The organism is Streptomyces shaanxiensis (assembly GCF_039537145.1).
Taxonomy (GTDB): domain Bacteria; phylum Actinomycetota; class Actinomycetes; order Streptomycetales; family Streptomycetaceae; genus Streptomyces; species Streptomyces shaanxiensis.
The window spans coordinates 351,929-372,223 of the sequence record NZ_BAAAZY010000010.1 but is presented as its reverse complement, the minus strand read 5'-3'; the positions used below and the strand labels follow the sequence as shown (position 1 = coordinate 372,223).

General features: G+C 69.4%; 14 protein-coding genes, 1 tRNA gene and 3 pseudogenes. 7 read left to right on the top strand and 11 right to left on the bottom strand.

Features of this window, described 5'->3' with window-relative positions; genetic code table 11:
- Positions 1–255 precede the first annotated feature (255 nt).
- Positions 256–408: a hypothetical protein gene (locus ABD932_RS15755; protein ID WP_345013016.1), complete on the bottom strand. Its 153-nt coding sequence runs from the start codon at positions 406–408 to the stop codon at positions 256–258.
- A gap of 32 nt (positions 409–440) precedes the next feature.
- Between ABD932_RS15755 and ABD932_RS15750 the strand changes: the two are divergent.
- Positions 441–569 (top strand): annotated as a pseudogene (locus ABD932_RS15750) (M23 family peptidase); the annotation flags it as partial.
- Between the two features lie 142 nt (positions 570–711).
- Complete coding sequence (locus tag ABD932_RS15745) at positions 712–1,659, top strand: aldo/keto reductase (protein WP_345013014.1); 948 nt, start codon at positions 712–714, stop codon at positions 1,657–1,659.
- Between the two features lie 202 nt (positions 1,660–1,861).
- On the opposite strand, the pseudogene ABD932_RS15740 reads toward ABD932_RS15745, so the two are convergent.
- The 5 genes and pseudogenes from ABD932_RS15740 to sucC all read right to left on the bottom strand — a co-directional run.
- Positions 1,862–2,291 (bottom strand): annotated as a pseudogene (locus ABD932_RS15740) (PrsW family intramembrane metalloprotease); the annotation flags it as partial.
- A gap of 69 nt (positions 2,292–2,360) precedes the next feature.
- Positions 2,361–2,445, bottom strand: a tRNA-Leu gene (locus tag ABD932_RS15735).
- Between the two features lie 201 nt (positions 2,446–2,646).
- Entirely contained in the window at positions 2,647–4,188 is a 1,542-nt protein-coding gene (locus ABD932_RS15730; protein ID WP_345013012.1) for an aldehyde dehydrogenase family protein, read from the bottom strand.
- Positions 4,189–4,384: 196 nt separating this feature from the next.
- Entirely contained in the window at positions 4,385–5,269 is an 885-nt protein-coding gene (sucD, locus tag ABD932_RS15725; RefSeq protein ID WP_345013010.1) for a succinate--CoA ligase subunit alpha, read from the bottom strand.
- A 29-nt stretch (positions 5,270–5,298) separates the two neighbouring features.
- Complete coding sequence (gene sucC / locus ABD932_RS15720; RefSeq protein ID WP_345013008.1) at positions 5,299–6,429, bottom strand: ADP-forming succinate--CoA ligase subunit beta; 1,131 nt, start codon at positions 6,427–6,429, stop codon at positions 5,299–5,301.
- Between the two features lie 145 nt (positions 6,430–6,574).
- Here sucC and ABD932_RS15715 point away from each other — a divergent pair, with 145 nt between their 5' ends.
- From ABD932_RS15715 to ABD932_RS15695, 5 genes and pseudogenes are all read left to right on the top strand, one after another.
- Positions 6,575–8,257 (top strand): thiamine pyrophosphate-binding protein, encoded by a 1,683-nt coding sequence (locus tag ABD932_RS15715; protein ID WP_345013006.1) that lies wholly within the window; start codon positions 6,575–6,577, stop codon positions 8,255–8,257.
- A gap of 10 nt (positions 8,258–8,267) precedes the next feature.
- On the top strand, positions 8,268–9,509 hold the full coding sequence (frc, locus tag ABD932_RS15710; protein ID WP_345013004.1) for a formyl-CoA transferase: 1,242 nt from the start codon (positions 8,268–8,270) through the stop codon (positions 9,507–9,509).
- Between the two features lie 4 nt (positions 9,510–9,513).
- Complete coding sequence (locus tag ABD932_RS15705; protein ID WP_345013002.1) at positions 9,514–11,658, top strand: acetate--CoA ligase family protein; 2,145 nt, start codon at positions 9,514–9,516, stop codon at positions 11,656–11,658.
- Between the two features lie 120 nt (positions 11,659–11,778).
- Complete coding sequence (locus ABD932_RS15700; protein ID WP_345012999.1) at positions 11,779–13,167, top strand: OFA family MFS transporter; 1,389 nt, start codon at positions 11,779–11,781, stop codon at positions 13,165–13,167.
- Between the two features lies 1 nt (position 13,168).
- A pseudogene (locus tag ABD932_RS15695) lies at positions 13,169–14,349 on the top strand (OFA family MFS transporter).
- Between the two features lie 64 nt (positions 14,350–14,413).
- Here ABD932_RS15695 and ABD932_RS15690 read toward each other — a convergent pair.
- From ABD932_RS15690 to ABD932_RS15670, 5 genes are all read right to left on the bottom strand, one after another.
- Positions 14,414–15,481 (bottom strand): sugar phosphate isomerase/epimerase family protein, encoded by a 1,068-nt coding sequence (locus ABD932_RS15690; RefSeq protein ID WP_345012997.1) that lies wholly within the window; start codon positions 15,479–15,481, stop codon positions 14,414–14,416.
- Positions 15,482–15,596: 115 nt separating this feature from the next.
- Positions 15,597–17,051, bottom strand: coding sequence for an alkaline phosphatase family protein (locus ABD932_RS15685; protein ID WP_425587465.1), 1,455 nt, complete (start codon positions 17,049–17,051; stop codon positions 15,597–15,599).
- Entirely contained in the window at positions 17,048–18,217 is a 1,170-nt protein-coding gene (eboE, locus tag ABD932_RS15680; RefSeq protein WP_345012995.1) for a metabolite traffic protein EboE, read from the bottom strand. Before eboE ends, ABD932_RS15685 begins: the two co-directional genes overlap by 4 nt.
- 3 nt (positions 18,218–18,220) lie before the next feature.
- Complete coding sequence (locus ABD932_RS15675) at positions 18,221–19,141, bottom strand: TatD family hydrolase (protein ID WP_345012993.1); 921 nt, start codon at positions 19,139–19,141, stop codon at positions 18,221–18,223.
- Positions 19,141–19,785, bottom strand: a complete 645-nt coding sequence (locus ABD932_RS15670; protein WP_425587482.1) for an EboA domain-containing protein — start codon at positions 19,783–19,785, stop codon at positions 19,141–19,143. Before ABD932_RS15670 ends, ABD932_RS15675 begins: the two co-directional genes overlap by 1 nt.
- Positions 19,786–20,295 lie beyond the last annotated feature (510 nt).

The window sequence follows — 20,295 nt, the reverse complement described above, 5'->3', positions numbered from 1 at the left end:
CCCGAGCCCTCGTGATCATCATAGTCCCATGGGCACGGGAAGCGGCTTGAGGACCAGCACCCGATGACCGGATCAACGCGGTTCGGCCGGCTGTCGAAGGGCAAGCGTCCGCAACGCGGCTCCCCAGTCGGCCGTTGTCACCTCCTGCGTGGCCAGCACGCATGCGCCCAGATCGGCGGAACGGGTGAACGACCGACATCGTTGCGCGGTTGTCGATTCATGACCTGATCCGTGCGGAACGGTGGCGAACCCGCCTCACATTTGCCGTTTTTGGTCCGGCAGCCGGGAACGCATGTTCAGTATGCTGAGCCGGAACTCGGTGCCCAGCACACGCCGGACGGCCGCCAGCACCCCGGGGTGACTCAGGCAGACGTCGCCCACCGTGTCCTTGTCGAGGAGGTTGCGCATACGCAACGCCCCTCGTCGCAGAAGGTGTACTCGTGATCGAGCGCGTGGGAGCGACGGGCAATGTGACCGGGGGCCCACCTGCACCTGACGGTCAACCCGGGCGGGCGGACACCGGTATCTACCCGATGGCGTGGCTGCGGAGCAAGGGGCTCAACCTCTGAGGCCCTTGAGGCGCCTGAGGTGTGCTTTCCTCTGAACCCCAGCGGTCTGCCACTTGGCCAGAATGTCTTCCTCCGCTTCTTTTAGGGGAACTTTGCGGCCGTGCCGGAAGATCCGCCTCCTACGCCGGCGTTGTCCATGACCATGACTTCTCTTCGCAAGCTGGGCACATCCGACCTCGAGGTCTTCCCTCTCTCCCTCGGCGGCAACGTCTTCGGCTGGACCGCCGACGAGGCGCAGTCCTTCGCCGTACTCGACGCCTACGCCGCCGCGGGCGGCAACTTCGTCGACACCGCCGACTCGTACTCAGCGTGGGTGGAGGGAAACTCGGGCGGCGAGTCCGAGACCATCATCGGCAAGTGGGTCAAGGCGCGCGGCAACCGCGACGACGTCGTGATCGCCACGAAGGTCAGCCAGCACCCGGAGTACCCCGGACTGACGGCGACCAACATCAAGGCCGCGGCCGACGCGTCACTGCGCCGCCTGGGCACGGACCACATCGACCTCTACTACACCCACTTCGACAAGCCGGAAGTGCCGGTCGAGGAGATCATCGGCGCGCTGGACGAGCTGGTGAAGGCAGGCAAGGTGCGGCACATAGCCGCGTCCAACATCTCGGCGGACCGCCTGGAGGCGTCCCTGGCCTTCTCCGAGCGAGAGGGCCTGGCTCGATACGTGGCAATCCAGCCGCACTACAACCTGGTCTCCCGCGAGACGTACGAAGGTGAGCTCCAGGACGTGGCGGAGCGCGCCAACCTGGCCGCCGTCCCGTACTTCGCACTCGCGTCCGGGTTCCTGACAGGCAAGTACCGCGAGGGTGAGGTGGTGGAGGGCGCCCGTGCCGCTGCCGGCGCCGGCAAGCACCTGGAAACGGAACGCGGCCGCAAGGTCCTCGCCGCCCTCGACGACATCGCCGAGGCCCACCGCGTCCCGGTGGCCACGGTGTCCCTGGCCTGGCTGGCCGCCCAGCCGACGGTGACGGCCCCGATCGCGTCCGCGCGAGTGGTGGAACAGCTGCCGGCGCTGGTGAGGGTGGCAGAGGTGACTCTGACGGCGGCGGAGGTGGAGCGGCTTACGGCGGCGTCGGCCTGAGGTCCGGGCGGGCCTGCGAGACTCCGGCCTCACGCTCCGGTCGGCCTTTCGACGCGTCGGCCCAAGGCTTTGGTCGGTCCTTCGAGGTGTCGGCCTCATCCTGGGTCGGCTTCTCTTCTCCTGCCGGTCCCTTCTCCGCCGCGACGATGCTCAGCCGTTACGGCGGTGTCCGGCAGTGCCGAACTGCCCATAATCCGCCGCTCTACGTCTGGTAGGGGTTGTACGCGGGTACGGCGCCGCCGGCCGGCCGTACCCGTAAACCCCGTGCATCGGGCATGGCGCCGCGACCACGCTCCCTCTCCCGTACAACGAAGTCCGCGCCGGCACGGCCCTTGCGCCCCCGTGTCGTAGGAAGGCGAGGGACGTCACGTATGCCTCGTACTGCGCCACCACGCGCGGCCGGTTTGCCGGCGTGGTGGCGGGCGATGCGGCGCCCGCATCGAGCCAAGCGCGAAGGGTTCGGCGGGGGTCAGCCAGCCGGCGACGGTGTAGGCGGGCAGTTCCTCGCGGAAGGTCTTCAGCTCGCGCTGTCGCGTCCGGATTACGAGCCAGGTCAGCAGCCCAAACGCGGGGACCATGAAGGCTACGTACACAGCGAAGAAGCCGTACTCCCCGACGGCGGACGAGCCGTTCCGAAAGCAGCTTGTGCGAGCCGAGGCAACGCTCGACCCGCACAAGTTTGGGGATATGGTCTGTCTCTGTGTCCGAGGGGGGACTTGAACCCCCACGCCCGATAAAGGGCACTAGCACCTCAAGCTAGCGCGTCTGCCATTCCGCCACCCGGACTAGGTGTCTGCCGCCTTGCCGGGGGTGTTCCCCGCGGCGACATGGACAACAATACCAAGGTTTCGGAGTGCCCTTCACCTGCATATCCGCCCGTCGGACGGTCGACGCGAGCCGATAGACCAGGCGACCGGAGGGCTTCACCTTCCGTGATATCGCGGTCACGCAGGGGTGATATCGAGTGTTGGCGCCCGGCCGGTCACCTCACGGCATGAGGTGGTAGTCCGGGAAGTTCCCGGGCAACCGCTCCCCCACCGGCCCCTGCGTCACCGCGCGCACCAGCAGTTCGCCACCGACGAACGCCCCGCGCCAAGAGGCACCGAAGCCGCCGAAGAGCTCGTCGCGGTCGCCGCGGGAGCGCGGCCTGCCGTGACCGACCTTGAACGCGCGGATCTGCGGGGCCAGGCGGTCGTACGTCGCCCGGTCGTCCGTGGACAGCGTGGCGACCAGCGCGCCGTTGGACGCGTTCATCGCCGCCAGCAGTTCCGCCTCCGTGTCGACCAGGACGATCGTGTCGACCGGGCCGAACGGCTCCGCGTGGTGGAGCGGGGAGGACGGCGGCGGGTTCAGCAGCGTGACCGGCTGAACGTACGCCGAAGTGTCCTGGCCGGGGAGGAAGCGGGCGTCGGAGAGCCTGCCCCGGTGCAGCGGGACGGCGCCGCGGTCGATCGCCTCGGCGACCTGGTCGTGCAGTTCCTTGGCCTTGGCGGCGTTGATCACCGGGCCGAAGTCCAGCTGCGGGTAGGGGTCGTCCCGCTTTTCGACCGCGAGTGGGTGGCCGACCCTCAGCGTGCGCACCGCCGGGAGGTACGCCGCCAGGAACTCGTCGAACAGCTCACGCTGGACGACGAAGCGCGGGTACGCCGTGCAGCGCTGTTTGCCGTAGTCGAAGAGCTTGGGGACGACCGCCGTCAGCGCATCCCAGTCCGTGTAGTTCCAGATACCCCAGGTGTTGAGTCCTTCCTGCTCTAGTACGTGTCGTTTGCCGAGGTCGGCGACGGCCGTGGCCACCGCGGCGCCGGTGTCGCGGCCGCCGACGAAGGAGACGCAGCCGATCTCGGGCGCTCGCACCAGCGCTTGGGAGAGCTCGCTGCCGCTGCCGCTGACGAGGGTGACGGGAATTCCCTCGCGGGCAGCGAGCGCGCAGGCCAGGGTCAGACAGGCGACACCGCCGTCGGTCGGGGTCTTGGCGATGACCGCGTTGCCTGCCAGTGCCTGTACCAACACTGCGTGAACGAGCACGCTCATCGGGTAGTTCCAGCTCGCGATGTTGGATACCGGACCGTCGAGCGGGGCCCGGCCGGCGACCATCGGTTCGACGCCGTCGACGTACCAGCGCACGCCGTCGATGGCCCGGTCGACGTCCGCCTGGGCGAGCCGCCACGGCTTGCCGATCTCCCAGACCAGAAGCAGGGCGAGCAGTTCCCGGTGCTGGGTCAGGGCGTCGAGGGTGGCCGCGACGCGGGCCCGGCGTTCGTCCAAGGGGATGTGCCGCCACGCGCGGTGCTGGTCGAGCGAGGCGCGTACGGCCTGGTGGGCGGTGGCCCGGTCCAGGCGCGGCGGGCCGGCGATCGGGCTGCCGTCGACGGGGCTGGTGGCGGGCAGGGCTCGGCCGTCCGCCTGCCAGGTGGAGTTCCAGAGGTTGAGGACACGGTCGTCCCGGAAGGCCTCCGGGGCGACGGCGAGGCAGCGCTGCCAGGCGTCGGACCAGGAGGTACCGGCCTTGAGGGTGAGGGTGGTTGCCATTCGGTTCTCCGCTCTCGGTGCACAGTCGAGAGAAATGGGGTCCGCCCGCAGGGCCCTTCCCTGGAAAGGGGGCCCGCAGGGACCTTCCCTGAAAGGGCTGTGGTGGGAGACGTGCGGGCGGTCGTACATGGCTACGGCGGAAGCTAGCTGCGCGCGGTCACGCCTGAAAGTGACTTCGCGCCGACTATGAGTGACGTCACGCCCCGGCTCCCAGGCGTTCCAGCACCAGGCGCGCGGTCTCGGTGGGCGTGCTGCCGACCCCTACGCCCACCGCCTCCAGCGCCTCCTTCTTCGCCGACGCCGTACCGGACGAGCCGGACACGATCGCGCCCGCGTGCCCCATCGTCTTGCCCTCGGGTGCGGTGAAACCGGCAATGTAGCCGACGACCGGCTTGGTGACGTGGTCGCGGATGTACGCGGCGGCGCGCTCCTCGGCGTCGCCGCCGATCTCCCCGATGAGGACGATGAGTTCGGTGTCGGGGTCGTCCTGGAAGGCGGCGAGGCAGTCGATGTGGGTCGTGCCGACGACCGGGTCGCCTCCGATGCCGACGCAGGTCGAGAAGCCGATGTCACGGAGCTCGTACATCAGTTGGTAGGTGAGCGTGCCGGACTTGGAGACCAGGCCGATGCGGCCGGGCTTGGTGATGTCGGCCGGGATGATGCCCGCGTTGGACTGGCCCGGGGTGATCAGGCCGGGGCAGTTGGGGCCGATGATGCGGGTGCCGCGCGTTTTCGCGTATGTGGTGAAGGCGACGGAGTCGTGGACCGGGATGCCCTCCGTGATCACGACGGCGAGTGCGATGCCGGCGTCGGCGGCCTCGACGACGGCCGCTTTGGCGAAGGCGGGCGGCACGAAGACTACGGTCGCGTCGGCGCCGGTCGCGCGTATGCCGTCGGCGACCGAGCCGAAGACGGGGACGGCGCGGTCGTCGAAGTCGACGTTGCGGCCGGCCTTGCGCGGGTTGACTCCGCCGACGACGTTCGCGCCGGCGGCGAGCATGCGCCGGGTGTGCTTCATGCCCTCGCCGCCGGTCATGCCCTGGACGAGGACCTTGCTCTCCTTGGTGAGGTAGATGGCCATGTCGTCATGTCTCCTCAGGCTGTGGCGGCTCAGGCTGTGGTGGCGAGTCGGGCGGCCCGCAGCGCGGCGCCGTCCATGGTGGTGGCCTGCTGGACCAGGGGGTGGGCGCGGTCGTCGAGGATGGCGCGGCCGCGGGCGGCGTTGTTGCCGTCGAGGCGCACGACGAGTGGCTTGGTCAACTGGACGCTGTCCAGCGCCTGCACGATGCCGTCGGCGACCGCGTCGCACGCGGTGATCCCGCCGAAGACGTTGACGAAGACCGACTTCACGGCCGGGTCGGAGAGGATCACGGACAGCCCGTCGGCCATGATCCGGGCCGACGCCCCGCCGCCGATGTCGAGGAAGTTGGCGGGTCGGGCGCCACAGCCCGCGACGACGTCGAGGGTCGACATGACGAGTCCGGCGCCGTTGCCGATGATGCCGACCTCGCCGTCCAGTTTGACGTAGTTGAGGCCTTTGGCAGCGGCCGCCGCCTCCAGTGCGTCGTCGTGCTCCAGGCCGTCGGCGCCCCAACGTGTCTGGCGGAAGCGGGCGTTGTCGTCGAGGGTGACCTTGCCGTCGAGGGCGAGGATCTGCCCCTGCGCGGTGCGAACCAGCGGGTTCACCTCGACGAGTACGGCGTCCTCACGGACCAGTACCTCCCACAGCCGGACGAGGACATCGACGGTCTGTGGCGGCAGTCCGGCCGCCTCGGCGATCTCGCCCGCCTTCGCGGAGGTCACTCCCTCGGCCGGGTCGACGGGGATACGGGCGACGGCCTCGGGCCGGGTGGCAGCCACCTCCTCGATCTCCATGCCTCCTTCGGCCGAGGCGATGGCGAGGAAGCCGCCCGCCGCGCGGTCGAGTACATAGGACACATAGAACTCGGTCTCGATGTCCACGGGTTGGGCCAGCATCACCTTGCCGACCGTGTGGCCCTTGATGTCCATGCCGAGGATCTGCCGTGCCGTGATCTCGGCGGCCGCCGGGTCCGCGGCGAGCTTCACACCGCCCGCCTTGCCGCGGCCACCGGTCTTCACCTGCGCCTTGACCACGACACGGCCACCGAGCCGGCGTGCGATCTCGCGGGCTTCCTTGGGCGAGTCCGTCGCCTCTGCCCGCGGCACCAAGATGCCGTGTTCCTCGAAGAGTTCCCTTGCCTGGTGTTCGTACAGGTCCATTCCGGCTCCTGACTCAAAAGTGCCGCACGCCCCCTGGACACCACCCACCGGATGCGGGATAACAAGGTTCATACAGTATTCGTCGACTGTATGCAATGTACCGCGAGAGCCGTTCCAACCCCCTACGAAGGGACAGGACTTCGCCATGCCCGACGACACCCAGGACGTCATTTCCGGTGGTCATCTCGTTGCCAAGGCGCTGAAGGCCGAGGGGGTCGACCGCATCTACACGCTGTGCGGCGGCCACATCATCGACATCTACGACGGCTGCGTCGACGAGGGCATCGAGGTCGTCGACGTCCGCCACGAGCAGGTCGCCGCCCACGCCGCCGACGGATACGCCCGCATCACCGGCAAGCCCGGCTGCGCGGTCGTCACCGCGGGTCCCGGCACCACCGACGCCGTCACCGGTGTCGCCAACGCCTTCCGCGCCGAGTCCCCGATGCTGCTCATCGGCGGCCAGGGCGCCCTCACCCAGCACAAGATGGGGTCCCTGCAGGATCTGCCGCACGTCGACATGATGACGCCGATCACCAAGTTCGCGGCGGCCGTGCCGGACACGGCGCGCGCGGCGGACATGGTGTCGATGGCGTTCCGCGAGTGCTACCACGGCGCGCCCGGCCCCTCCTTCCTGGAGATCCCGCGCGACGTCCTCGACGCCAAGGTGCCGGTGAGCAAGGCGCGCGTGCCCAAGGAGGGCGCCTACCGTGCCTCCACCCGCTCGGCCGGCGACCCCGAGGCCATCGAGAAGCTCGCCGACCTGCTGGTCCACGCGGAAAAGCCGGCCATCCTGCTCGGCAGCCAGGTCTGGACGACGCGCGGCACCGAGGCTGCCATCGAGCTCGTCCGCACCCTCAACATCCCCGCGTACATGAACGGGGCCGGCCGCGGCACGCTGCCGCCGGGCGACCCGCACCACTTCCAGCTGTCCCGGCGCTACGCCTTCTCCAACGCCGATGTCATCGTCATCGTCGGCACGCCCTTCGACTTCCGCATGGGCTACGGCAAGCGGCTGTCGCCGGACGCGACCGTCGTGCAGATCGACCTCGACTACCGCACCGTCGGCAAGAACCGCGACATCGACCTCGGGATCGTGGGCGACGCCGGGCTGGTGCTGAAGTCGGTGACCGAGGCCGCCTCCGGACGCGTCAACGGCGGTGCGTCGAAGCGCAAGGAGTGGCTCGACGAGCTGCGCGCGGCCGAGCAGACCGCCCTGGAGAAGCGGCTGCCGAGCCTGAAGTCGGACGCCTCACCGATCCACCCGTACCGGCTGGTCAGCGAGATCAACGACTTCCTCACCGAGGACTCGATCTACATCGGCGACGGCGGCGACATCGTCACCTTCTCCGGTCAGGTCGTGCAGCCCAAGTCGCCCGGGCACTGGATGGACCCGGGCCCGCTGGGCACGCTCGGCGTCGGGGTGCCGTTCGTGCTCGCGGCCAAGCAGGCGCGGCCCGACAAGGAGGTCGTCGCACTCTTCGGCGACGGCGCGTTCTCCCTCACCGGCTGGGACTTCGAAACGCTCGTCCGCTACGACCTCCCCTTCGTCGGCATCGTCGGCAACAACTCCTCCATGAACCAGATCCGCTACGGCCAGGCCCAGAAGTACGGCCTGGAGCGCGAGCGGGTCGGCAACACCCTCGGCGACGTCCACTACGACAAGTTCGCGCAGATGCTGGGCGGTTACGGCGAAGAGGTCCGCGACCCCGCCGACATCGGCCCCGCGCTGCGGCGCGCCCGAGAGTCCGGGAAGCCGTCGCTGATCAACGTCTGGGTCGACCCGGACGCGTACGCCCCCGGAACCATGAACCAGACCATGTACAAGTGAGGTGGCCTCCATGACTGGCACGCCGACCAAGGCTCTCGAAGGCATCCGCGTCCTGGACATGACCCATGTCCAGTCCGGGCCCTCCGCGACCCAGCTGCTCGCCTGGCTCGGCGCGGACGTCGTCAAGCTGGAGGCGCCGACCGGTGACATCACGCGCAAGCAGTTGCGTGACCTCCCGGACGTCGACTCCCTCTACTTCACGATGCTCAACTGCAACAAGCGGAGCATCACCCTGAACACCAAGACCGAGCGCGGCAAGGAGATCCTCACCGAGCTGATCCGGCGCTCCGACGTCATGGTCGAGAACTTCGGACCGGGCGCGGTCGACCGTATGGGCTTCACCTGGGACCGCATCCAGGAGATCAATCCGCGTATCGTCTATGCCTCCATCAAGGGGTTCGGGGACGGCCCGTACACCAACTTCAAGGCGTACGAGGTCGTCGCGCAGGCCATGGGCGGGTCGATGTCGACCACGGGTTTCGAGGACGGGCCGCCGCTGGCGACCGGAGCCCAGATCGGGGACTCGGGGACCGGAGTGCACGCCGTGGCGGGGATTCTCGCGGCGCTGTTCCAGCGCGAGAACACCGGGCGTGGGCAGCGGGTCAACGTGGCCATGCAGCACGCTGTACTCAACCTGTGCCGGGTGAAGCTCCGGGACCAGCAACGCCTGACACATGGGCCACTTGCTGAATATCCGAACGAGGACTTCGGCACGGAAGTTCCCCGCTCGGGAAACGCGTCCGGCGGCGGTCAGCCCGGCTGGGCGGTCAAGTGTGCACCGGGCGGCCCGAACGACTACGTGTACGTCATCGTGCAGCCCGTCGGCTGGCAGCCGATCAGTGAGCTCATCGGCCGGCCCGAACTCGCCGACGACCCCGAATGGGCGACGCCGGAGGCGCGGTTGCCCAAGCTCAACAAGATGTTCCAGCTGATCGAGGAGTGGTCCTCGACCCTGCCCAAGTGGGAGGTGCTGGAGCGGCTCAACGCCCACAACATCCCGTGCGGGCCGATCCTGTCGACCAAGGAGATCATCGAGGACTCCTCGCTGGTGGCCAACGAGATGGTCGTCACCGTGCCGCATCCCGAGCGAGGCGAGTTCGTGACCGTCGGCAGCCCGCTCAAGCTCTCCGACTCCCCGGTCGAGGTGTCCAGTTCACCGCTGCTCGGCCAGCACAACGAAGAGGTCTACATCGGCGAGCTCGGCCTCGGCGACGAGGAGCTGCGCCTGCTCAAGTCGAACGGAGTGATCTGACGTGATGGCCGAAGACCGCGTCCTGCGGGTGCGGACGCTCCTCGACTCCGTGCGAGCCGAGGGACGCACGGCGCTGACCGCGCCCGAGGGCAAGGTGGTCGCCGACGCGTACGGCATCGCCGTACCCGGCGAGGAGCTCGCGACGGACGTCGACGAGGCGGTGGCGTACGCGGCGCGCTTCGGCGGGCCGGTCGTCATGAAGATCGTCTCGCCCGACATCCTCCACAAGACCGACGCGGGCGGCGTGATCGTGGGCGTCGAGGGGGCGACGGACGTACGGACCGCGTTCCACGAAATCATCGACAACGCGCGCGCGTACAACGCGGATGCCCGCATCGCGGGCGTGCAGGTGCAGGAACTGCTCCCCAAGGGGCAGGAGGTCATCGTCGGCGCGGTCACCGACCCGACGTTCGGGAAGGTCGTCGCCTTCGGGCTCGGCGGAGTGCTGGTCGAAGTCCTCAAGGACGTCACCTTCCGGCTCGCTCCCGTGTCCGCCGACGAGGCGCTGTCCATGCTGGACTCGATCCGGGCGGCGGAGATCCTGCGCGGGGTGCGCGGCCAGGCGGCCGTGGACCGGTGGGCGATCGCCGAGCAGATCCGCCGTGTCTCGCAGCTCGTGGCGGACTTCCCGGAGATAGCCGAGGTGGACCTCAACCCGGTGATCGCGACCGCGGAGGGGGCGGTCGCGGCCGACATCCGCGTGATCCTCTCCGAGGCGCCCGCGAAGCCACGGCGCCGCTACTCGCGCGACGAGATCCTCACCTCCATGCGCCGACTGATGCAGCCGTCGTCGGTCGCCGTCATCGGCGCCTCCAACGAGCAGGGCAAGATAGGCAATTCGGTCATGCGCAACCTCATCGACGGCGGTTTCGCCGGGGACATCCATCCGGTGAACCCCAAGGCCGATGACATTCTGGGCCGCAAGGCGTACAAGAGTGTCACGGACGTTCCCGGTGAGGTGGATGTGGCGGTCTTCGCTATCCCCGCCAAGTTCGTGGCCTCGGCCCTGGAGGAGGTGGGACGCAAGAAGATCCCGAACGCCGTGCTGATCCCCTCCGGGTTCGCGGAGACCGGTGAGCACGAACTCCAGGCGGAGATCATGGAGATCGCCGAGCGGCACGGCGTCCGGCTGCTGGGGCCGAACATCTACGGCTACTACTCGACGTGGCAGGACCTGTGCGCCACGTTCTGCACGCCGTACGACGTCAAGGGCGGGGTGGCGCTGACCTCGCAGTCCGGCGGCATCGGGATGGCCATCCTGGGCTTCGCGCGGACCACCAAGACGGGCGTGTCGGCGATCGTCGGACTCGGCAACAAGTCGGACCTGGACGAGGACGACCTGCTCACCTGGTTCGGCGAGGATCCGCACACCGAGTGCATCGCGATGCACCTGGAGGACCTCAAGGACGGGCGCGCCTTCGTCGAGGCCGCGCGGGCGACCGTACCGAAGAAGCCGGTCGTCGTCCTCAAGGCGGGCCGTACGGCCGCGGGCGCGAAGGCAGCGGGCTCACACACCGGAGCCCTCGCCGGCGACGACGCCGTGTACGAGGACATCCTCAAGCAGGCCGGTGTCATCCGGGCGCCGGGGCTGAACGAAATGCTGGAGTACGCGCGCGCGTTGCCCGTACTTCCCGCCCCCAAGGGCGACAACGTCGTGATCATCACCGGGGCCGGCGGCAGTGGCGTACTGCTGTCGGACGCGGTGACCGACAACGGCCTGTCCCTGATGGAGATCCCGCCGGACCTCGACGAGGCGTTCCGGAAGTTCATCCCGCCCTTCGGGGCGGCGGGCAACCCCGTCGACATCACCGGTGGTGAGCCTCCGTCGACGTACGAGGCGACGATCCGGCTCGGTCTGGAGGACCCGCGCATCCACGCGCTGGTCCTGGGCTACTGGCACACGATCGTCACTCCCCCGATGGTCTTCGCGGAGCTCACCGCGCGCGTGGTGGCCGAATTCCGGGAGCGCGGCGTGGAGAAGCCCGTCGTCGCGTCGCTCGCGGGCGACGTCGAGGTCGAGGAGGCCTGCCAATACCTCTACGAGCGGGGGGTCGTGGCGTACCCGTACACGACCGAGAAGCCGGTGGCCGTGCTGGGCGCCAAGTACCGGTGGGCGCGGGCGGCGGGGTTGTTGGGGGGCGGTTCATGAGGTGAGGCGGTGGGGGCCGGCCGACGGTGCGCGTCGGCCGGCCCCGGGACCCGTGCGCGCACGAAAGGCATTGGACAGGGGGCGCTGGCCAGAACTTTCGACGCAAGGGGTGCAACCAACGTGACTACCACCGACGTTTCACGGGTCGCCGCCTATCGGGAGGTGACCGACAAGAACGGACGCGTCTATCGCGTCGGCGAGTCCGACATCGACATCATGGGCCGCAAGCGCAAGTGGATGGTGATTCTGCCCTGGATCGGCATGATGGGCATCTCCTCGGCCGAGTACGCGTTCGCGTCCGCCGAGGACACCCTGCACACGGCGCACCATTGGAACAGCATGCACATCTTCTGGATGATGACCGTGTGGGTCTTCTTCCAGGCCGCGGTGGCCTTCCCCGCGGGCAAGCTGCGTGAGAGCGGCAAACTGCCGGCCCGCTGGGCGATGATGCTCGGTGCGACGGGCACGCTGATGGGCTATCTCTCACTGGCCTTCGCGCCACACGTCGTCGTCGCCTACATCGGCTTCAGCATGTTCAGCGGCATGGGCGCGGGCATGGTGTACGCCACCTGCGTCAACATGGTCGGCAAGTGGTACCCGGAGCGCAAGGGCGGCAAGACCGGCTTCGTCAACGGCGGTTTCGCCTACGGCTCCGTGCCCTTCGTCTTCCTCTTCACCGGCTACATGGACCTCACCAACTTCCGCTGGGTGCTGGTTTCGGTGGGTGTCTTCCTCGCCGGAATCGTCGCCGTCTCCGGCTACTTCTTCAGGGACCCCCCGAAGAACTGGTGGCCCGCGGACGTCGATCCGCTCAACCCGCCCGCTGACCCGCGCGCGGCACGGTCGCTGCGGATGAACCCGCCGGCGGTCCGCCAGTACTCCCCCAAGGAGGCGTGGAAGACCGGCCGGGTGGCCCTGATGTGGTTCTGTCTGGCGTGCACGTCCGGCGTGAACATCTTCGGTATCGCCTTCCAGGTGGACATCGGTGAGGAAGCCGGGTTCGCGGGCGGGATCGTGGCCACGGCCATGTCCCTGAAGGCGATCGTCAACGGCACCGGCCGCGGCGTCATCGGCTGGCTGTCCGACCTGTACGGCCGCAAGCGGTGCCTGCTCGCCGTGTGCGTCATCCTGGGGCTGTCCCAGTACGGCATCCTCTGGTCGGCCGAGGCCAAGAACCTTCCGCTGTTCCTGATCTTCTCCTCGATCTCCGGCTTCGGCGGCGGCGCCATCTTCCCGATGTTCGCGGCGCTCACCGCCGACTACTTCGGCGAGAACAACAACGCGTCCAACTACGGCATGGTCTACAGCGCCAAGCTCGTCTCCGGTCTGGGCGCGGGCATGGGTGCCGTGGTCGTCAGTGCCTGGGGACACTCGGGTGCCTTCATCCTGGCCGGCTCCATCTCGCTCTTCGCCGGCTGCGTGGCGCTGTTCCTCAGCCCGCCGGGACGCGACAAGGAAGAGAGCCGCATCGTTCCCAACCCACGACCGCTCGGCGAGGACATGGCCTGACATGACGGCAGATCCGTACGCAGGAAGCAGTTCGTCCGCACCATCCGACGCCGCACCCCGTCCCTACCGTGAGGTGACCGACGCGCGCGGGCGCGTCTACCGCATAGGCGAGACCGACCGGGACATCCTCGGCCACCCACGCAAGATCATGGTGTACCTCCCGTGGATCGCCATGATGGCCATCGGCGTCTTCGAGTACGCGTACGGCTCCGCCGAGGACACCCTGTCCCACGCGCACGGCTGGACGCAGAGCAACACCTTCTGGATCCTCAGCGTCTGGGTGTTCTTCCAGGCCGGTATCGCCTTCCCGGCGGGCTGGCTGCGGGATTCGTCAATGGCGGGTTCGCGTACGGATCACTGCCGTTCATCTTCATCTTCAACTACGGGTTCGACACCGCGAACTACCATCGGGTGCTGGACCTGATCGGCTGCTACATCATGATCGTCGTCTTCGGATGCGCGTTCTTCTTCAAGGACCCACCGAAGAACTGGTTGCCCGCGGACGTCGATCCGCTGACGTACACGGGCAACCCGAAGAACGCGGCGAGCCTGGCCAAGAACCCTCCGGCGGTGAAGCAGTACACGCCCCGGGAGGCCGTCAGGACGGGCGTGCTGCCCCTGATGTGGCTCTCCGTCGTGCTGACCGCCGGAGTGTCCGTCTTCGGCATCTCCTTCCAGGTCGACTACGCCAAGGAGGTGGGCTTCGGTCCGCTGGTCGCCGCGTCGTCGATGGGCGTGATGGCAGTGATCAACGGCATCGGCCGCGGTGTCGTGGGCTGGCTGTCCGACCGGTGGGGCCGCAAGTCGACCCTGGTGTTCGTGATCGTCGTGCTGGGTCTGGCCCAGTTCGGCGTGATCTGGGCGGGCGACCTCAGGAGCGAGTGGCTGTTCCTGTTCTTCGCCTTCCTGTCCGGCTTCGGCGGCGGCGCCTTCTACCCGCTGTTCGCGGCGCTCACCCCGGACTACTTCGGGGAGAACTTCAACGCGACCAACTACGGCCTCGTCTACAGCGGCAAGCTGATCAGCGGCCTGTTCGGCGGCGGCCTGGGCGCCATGGTCGTCGCGGCCTGGGGCTATGACGGCGCGTACGCGCTGGCCGGCGGCGTGTCGATGGTGGCGGCGGCGATCGCGTTGCTGCTGCGCCGGCCGGGGCGGGCGGCGACGCCGCATCCAGCGAGCTGAATTGGCGCGAACATGAGGAGGCCCTCCCCGCTTCGGGGAGGGCCTCCTCATGCCGTTACGGCCATCAGCACTTCTCCCGCAGCGAGTGCAGGTGCTCGCTCGAACGGCGGGCGAACGTGAGGGACTCGCTCGGGTTGTCGTGCTCCGCCTGCCAGTGGTGGGCGAATCGCTGCCCGCGCAGTCTGGTGACGGCGGAGATGAACCGCTTGTAGTCGATGTCGCCGTCCCCGACGTCGACCATGCGGTAGCCGTACTGGTTGGCCGGGTCGTTCACGCCGTCCTTGACGTGGAAGAGCGGGTAGCGGTGGGGCTGCTTGAGCACGTAGTCCAGCGGCTCGAAGGGGGCGGGTGAGCCGTCGGGCCGCTGCGAGAAGCGGAACTGGCCCGAGTACGCCCAGAAGATGTCCATTTCGAGGTAGACGAGGTCGGGGTCGGTCTCGGCGAGCAGCACGTCGTAGAGGCGGACCTTGGGGTTGTCGGTGGCGAAGGAGAACTCCTCGGAGTGGTTGTGCTGGTAGAACTTCATGCCGCGTGCCCTGGCCGCCGCGCCGTAGGTGTTGAACTCCTCGGCGGCACGCTTCCAGGCGTCGACGGTGGATCCGTAGCGGAACGGGCCGGAGGCGGTGCCTATGTGCTTCAGTCCGAGCGCCTGGGCGTCGTCGAGGACCTTGGTGAGGTTCTGGGCGAAGGTGTAGGCACCCGGGTCGCTGGAGTAGTAGCCGACATGGCTGCCGATCGGGTTCAGGCCGTGGTTGCGGGCCAGGCGCTTCAGTTGGGCGAGGGTGATCGGACCGGCCGAGCCCTGGGTGTATCCGGCGAACTCGACCTCGTCGTAGCCGTACTTCTCGAGTTCGGCGAAGACAGGGGCGAAGCCGAGTGTGGAGACCTTGTCGCGCAGGCTGTAGAGCTGGATGCCGAGGCGGCCGGGCGGGAGGACGGGGCGGCCGCGGCCGGCGGTGCCGGAGGCTGTGCCGGTGGCGGGGGCGGACGCGGTGCCTGCGGCGGGGGCTGCGGTCGCCGGGGCTGCGGCGCCCAGCAGGGCAGCGGCCGTGCTGCCCGCCGCCACCCCGAGCATGCCTCGTCTGGTGAGGCGGTGGGTGAGTTCGGGATCCGTCTGGGAAAAGCGGCTCATGCCTGGAACTCCTTGGGATCGAAGGCCGTTGTCAGTGGTGAGTGCTTCACTGGGGACCAGTCGGAAGAGACGGGCCGGTGAGACCGGCGAGCTGCTGTGTGCCGGCCGTGACCCGTCAGCCGAGACCGGCGAGTTGGAGCAGAAGTGACTTCACATCGGTGGCCGCGACGCGGTCGCCGACAGCGCGGGGGGTGGAGCAGATGAGGAGCGGACCTTCGTCGTCGCTCGCGGGAAGGCGGCCATGGCTGCCGCGAATAGGTGACGGATCCAGGGGCACGACCGCCATGCGGTAGCGCATGCCGAGTTTCTTGCGGGCCAGCGCGGTCGCGGCCTTGACCTTCACGTAGGGGTCGAGGGGATCCATGAAGAGTTCGACCGGGTCGTAGCCGGGTTTGCGATGGATCTCGACGAGTCGCGCGAAGTCGGGAGCGCGGTTGTCGTCGAGCCAGTAGTAGTACGTGAACCAGGCGTCCGGCTCCGCGACGGCGACGAGTTCGCCGGAGCGCGGATGGTCGAGACGATGGACCTTCTTGCCCTCGTCGTCGAGGAGTTGCTCGATGCCGGGCAGTCCGTCCAGTGCGGCCCGGGTCGCGTCGAGGTCTTCCGATCGGCGTACGTAGACGTGCGCGATCTGGTGGTCGGCGACGGCGAAGGCTCGTGACGCCATCGGGTCGAGGTACTCCATGCCGTCCTGCGTGTGCACTTCCAGCAGTCCTGCGCGGCGCAGGGCCCGGTTGATGTCGACGGGTCGGTCCGCGCGGGTGATGCCGTATTCCGAGAGCGCGACGACGGTACGGCCCTCCGCTCGGGCGTCGTCCAGGAGCGGAGCCATGGCCGCGTCCAGGTCGGCGGCCGCTTTCAGCGAGCGCGGGTCGTCGGGGCCGAAGCGCTGCAGGTCGTAGTCGAGGTGAGGGAGGTAGCAGAGCGCCAGGTCGGGGTGCCGGGTGCGGATGATGTGGCGGGTCGCGTCGATGATCCAGCGGCTGGAGACGAGGTCCGCTCCGGGTCCCCAGAAGTGGAAGAGCGGGAAGGTGCCCAGTTTCTCGGTGAGTTCGTCGTGCAGGGCGGGCGGCCGGGTGTAGCAGTCGGGTTCCTTGCGGCCGTCGGAGTAGTAGATCGGACGGGGGGTGACGGTGATGTCGGTGTCGGCGCCCATGGCGTACCACCAGCAGATGTTGGCGACGGTGTAGCCGGGGTGGGCGCGGCGAGCCGCGTCCCAGAGCTTGTCGCCGGCGACCAGGCCGTTGTGCTGGCGCCACAGGAGTACGTCGCCGAGGTCACGGAAGTACCAGCCGTTGCCGACGATGCCGTGCTCCGACGGGTGGGTGCCGGTCAGGAAGGTGGACTGGGCGGCGCAGGTGACGGCGGGCAGGACGGTGCCGAGCGGCGCGTGGGAGCCGGACTGGGCGAGCGTCTTGAGGTGGGGCATGTGGTCGAGGAGACGGGGGGTGAGGCCGACGACGTCGAGGACGAGGAGAGGGGTGGGGCGACGCATGGCGGTGACGTCCGGGCGGGGTGCCGGGCGGCCACGCGGTGAGGCCGGGACTGCTGGATCCGGTCGCTCGGTCATGGCAGCTCCTTCAGGCCGAGGTCCGTCAACAGGTCCCGGGCGCGGGTGAGTTCGGCGGCGATGCCGTCGGCGAGCTGACTGCGGGCGCGGGGTCGCAGTTCGGCCGGGAGGGCCTGCCAGGTGTAGGTCTCGACCTCGAGGTGCCGGGTGAGCGGGGTGGGGCCGCCGACGAGCCGGGTGAGTGCGGCCTTGAGGACCGGGAGTGTGGAGGTGAGGGGCGCGGCGGGTGCCGCGTGGAGCGGAACGTGGAAGTGGGCGCGCCAGGGGGAGGCGTCGGGCAGGGAGTCGCCCTTGAGGGCCTCGTCGAGGTCGTCGGTGCCGCGGAGACCGGCGGCGGTGGCCGTGCGCGTCTGATGCAGGAAGCGGGGTTCGTCGAAGGCGGCGAGTGCCTCCCGGACATCCGGGAGGTGAGGGTGTTCGGCGTGAAGGGCGGCTGAGAGCTGGGATTTGACGACGGGGACGCGGGCTTCGGCGAGCGCGTCCAGGGCGGTGTGCGGATCTTCGAAGGAGGTGGCGAGGTGACAGGTGTCGACGCAGATGCCGAGGCGGTCGTGGCCGATCCCGGTGAGCGGGGCGATGGCATCGGCGGTGGTCTCGACGATGCAGCCGGGCTCGGGTTCCAGGCCGATGCGGATGTCTCGGCCGGTCAACTCCTGCAGGGCGTCGAGGCGTTCGGCGAGCGTGAGCAGGGCGGCGCGGGCGGTCTCGGCGCGGGCGTCGTCGTGAGCGGTGCGCCAGGCGAGGGGCAGGGTGGAGATGCTGCCCTCGGTGACGTCGTCGGGGAGGAGGCCGGCGAGGACGCGGGCCAGGGCCGTGGTGTGCTCGAGGCGTTCGGGGTCGGCCCAGTCCGGCTTGTAGACGCGGTACTTGACCTCCTCGGCGCCGAAGCCCTCATAGGGGAAGCCGTTGAGCGTGACGACCTCGAGGCCGCGCCGGTCGAGTTCCGTGCGCAGACCGCGCAGGGCGGACGGGTCGGAGACGAGGGCGTGCGCGGCGTCCTTGGCGAGCCACAGGCCGATGCCGAGGCGATCGCGGCCGAGCCGTCGGCGGACGGGTTCGCAGTGGTCCCGGAGTTGAGCGAGGACGCCGTCGAGGGTCTCGGCCGGGTGGACATTGGTGCAGTAGGCGAGGTGGACGGTGGACCCGTCGGGGTGGCGGAAGCGCATGGCTCACGCTCCCGAGACCGGGGCGCCGGTCGGGTCGACCCGCTCGCTCGGTGTGCCGGCCTGCCCTTCGGGGTTGTTCGGAGCGCCACGCAGGATGGAGTTGCCCTCGTGGGTGGCCCCCGGGGGCTCGACGTCGAGGGTGAGGCGGCCGCTGAGGCCGTAGAAGGCGACGGGGTTGCGCCACAGCACCCGGTCGACGTCGTCCTCGTCGAAGCCCTCGGCCAGCATCAGGTCGGCGACCTTGCGGGTCTTGAGCGGGTCGCTTCTGCCCCAGTCGGCGGCGGAGTTCACCAGCACTTGCTCGGGTCCGTAGGCGCGCAGGATGGCGACCATCCGTTCCTCGTCCATCTTGGTGTCGGGATAGACGGAGAAACCGAGCCAGCAGCCGCTGTCCTTGGCCTCCTTGACCGTCGTCTCGTTGAGGTGGTCGACGAGGACACGGTCCGGGGGCAGTGCGGACTCCCGGACGACGTCAAGGGTGCGGCGCAGTCCGGCAAGCTTGTCGCGGTGCGGGGTGTGGACGAGCGCGGGCAGTTCGTGCTCGGCGGCGAGCTGGAGCTGTGCCGCCAAGGCGGTGTCCTCGGCGGGGGTCATCGAGTCATAGCCGATCTCTCCGACGGCGACGACCTGGTCCTTGACGAGATACCGGGGCAGTTCGTCGAGGACGGGGACGCAGCGCGGGTCGTTCGCCTCCTTGGGGTTGAGGGCGAGTGTGCAGTGGTGGGCGATGCCGTACTGGGCGGCGCGGAAGGGCTCCCAGCCGAGGAGGGAGTCGAAGTAGTCGAAGAAGGAGGCGGGAGAGGTGCGGGGCTGGCCGAGCCAGAAGGAGGGCTCGACGACAGCGCGGACGCCGGCGGCGTGCATGGCCTCGTAGTCGTCGGTGGTGCGCGACGTCATGTGGATGTGGGGGTCGAAGAGGCGCATCAGGACTCCTTGCCGTCGGTGCCGCGAGTGCCGCGCTCGGCGGCGGGTGCGGGTGGGGTGGCCGTGGGGTCGGTGAGGGTCAGGACGCGGTGCAGGTCTTCGGGCACGGGGCGGCCCGCGGCGGTACGCTCCGCGGCGTAGTCGCCGAGCATGCGGGCGAGTTCGGTGTCCCGGTGGGCGCGGCGGCCCAGGTCGGCAACCGTGTCGACGGGCACACCGGTGAACAGGCACTTCAGGACGGCGTGCCGCCACTGGTGGGGGTCGAGGTGCCGGGCGGCGTATGGGCCGACCGCGGCGGCGAGGAGCCGGGTGTCGTTGGTGCGCAGCGCGTCCTCGACCAGCGGGAGGGCCTCCCGGCCGGGCACCAGGGAGGGCAGTGCGTGCAGGACGGCGCGGCGTTCGGCGGCGGTGCCCTGGAAGTAGACCCGGGTGAGGGCGTCCACGTCGGCGCGGGCCGCGTGCAGGATGAGGACGCGGGCAGCGTCGGCGTGCTCGGGACCACAGCGGCGGCCGGCCTCGGCGATGCGCAACTCCCAGACTGAGATGGGCCCATGGGTGCCGGGGTTTGCGGCGGCCTCGCCGAGAGCGCGGTGCAGCCAGGTGCGGGCGGCGGCGCCGAGGCGGGCGGTGAGGTGTCCGCGCAGCTCGGTGGGTGTGGCGAGGGCGAGGGTGGCGTCCTGCGGTGCCGGCCGGCTCTGGGCACCTGCCCGACGGCCGACGCCTGGGGGAGCCTCCGTGCCTGCTTGGCCCGGGGCGAGTGGACCGGCCTCCGAGCCTGCCTGAAGCCCGGCATCAGACTGACGCCCCCGGCCTCCTTGGCGAGCCTCCGCATCCGCCCGACCCTCGACACCCGGCCCAGCCTCCACGTCCGCCCGGCGCACGGCATCCGCCTGAAGCCCCCAGCCTTGGCCAGCCTCCGCATCCGCCCGACCCTCGACACCCGGCCCAGCCTCCACGCCCGCCCGGCGCGCGGCATCCGCCCGACGCCCCCGGCCTGACCGGGCTTCCTCGCCCACGTCGCCGGCGTCGCCCGCGTCGCCCACTTCCCCACCGCCCACATCGGCGTCCGCATGGCGTCCGGTGCCCGGGGGAGGCTGCACGGCCGGCGGGGTGTCGGTGAGGGCGGGGCCCTTGGTGTTCGCGCCTGGGGTGGC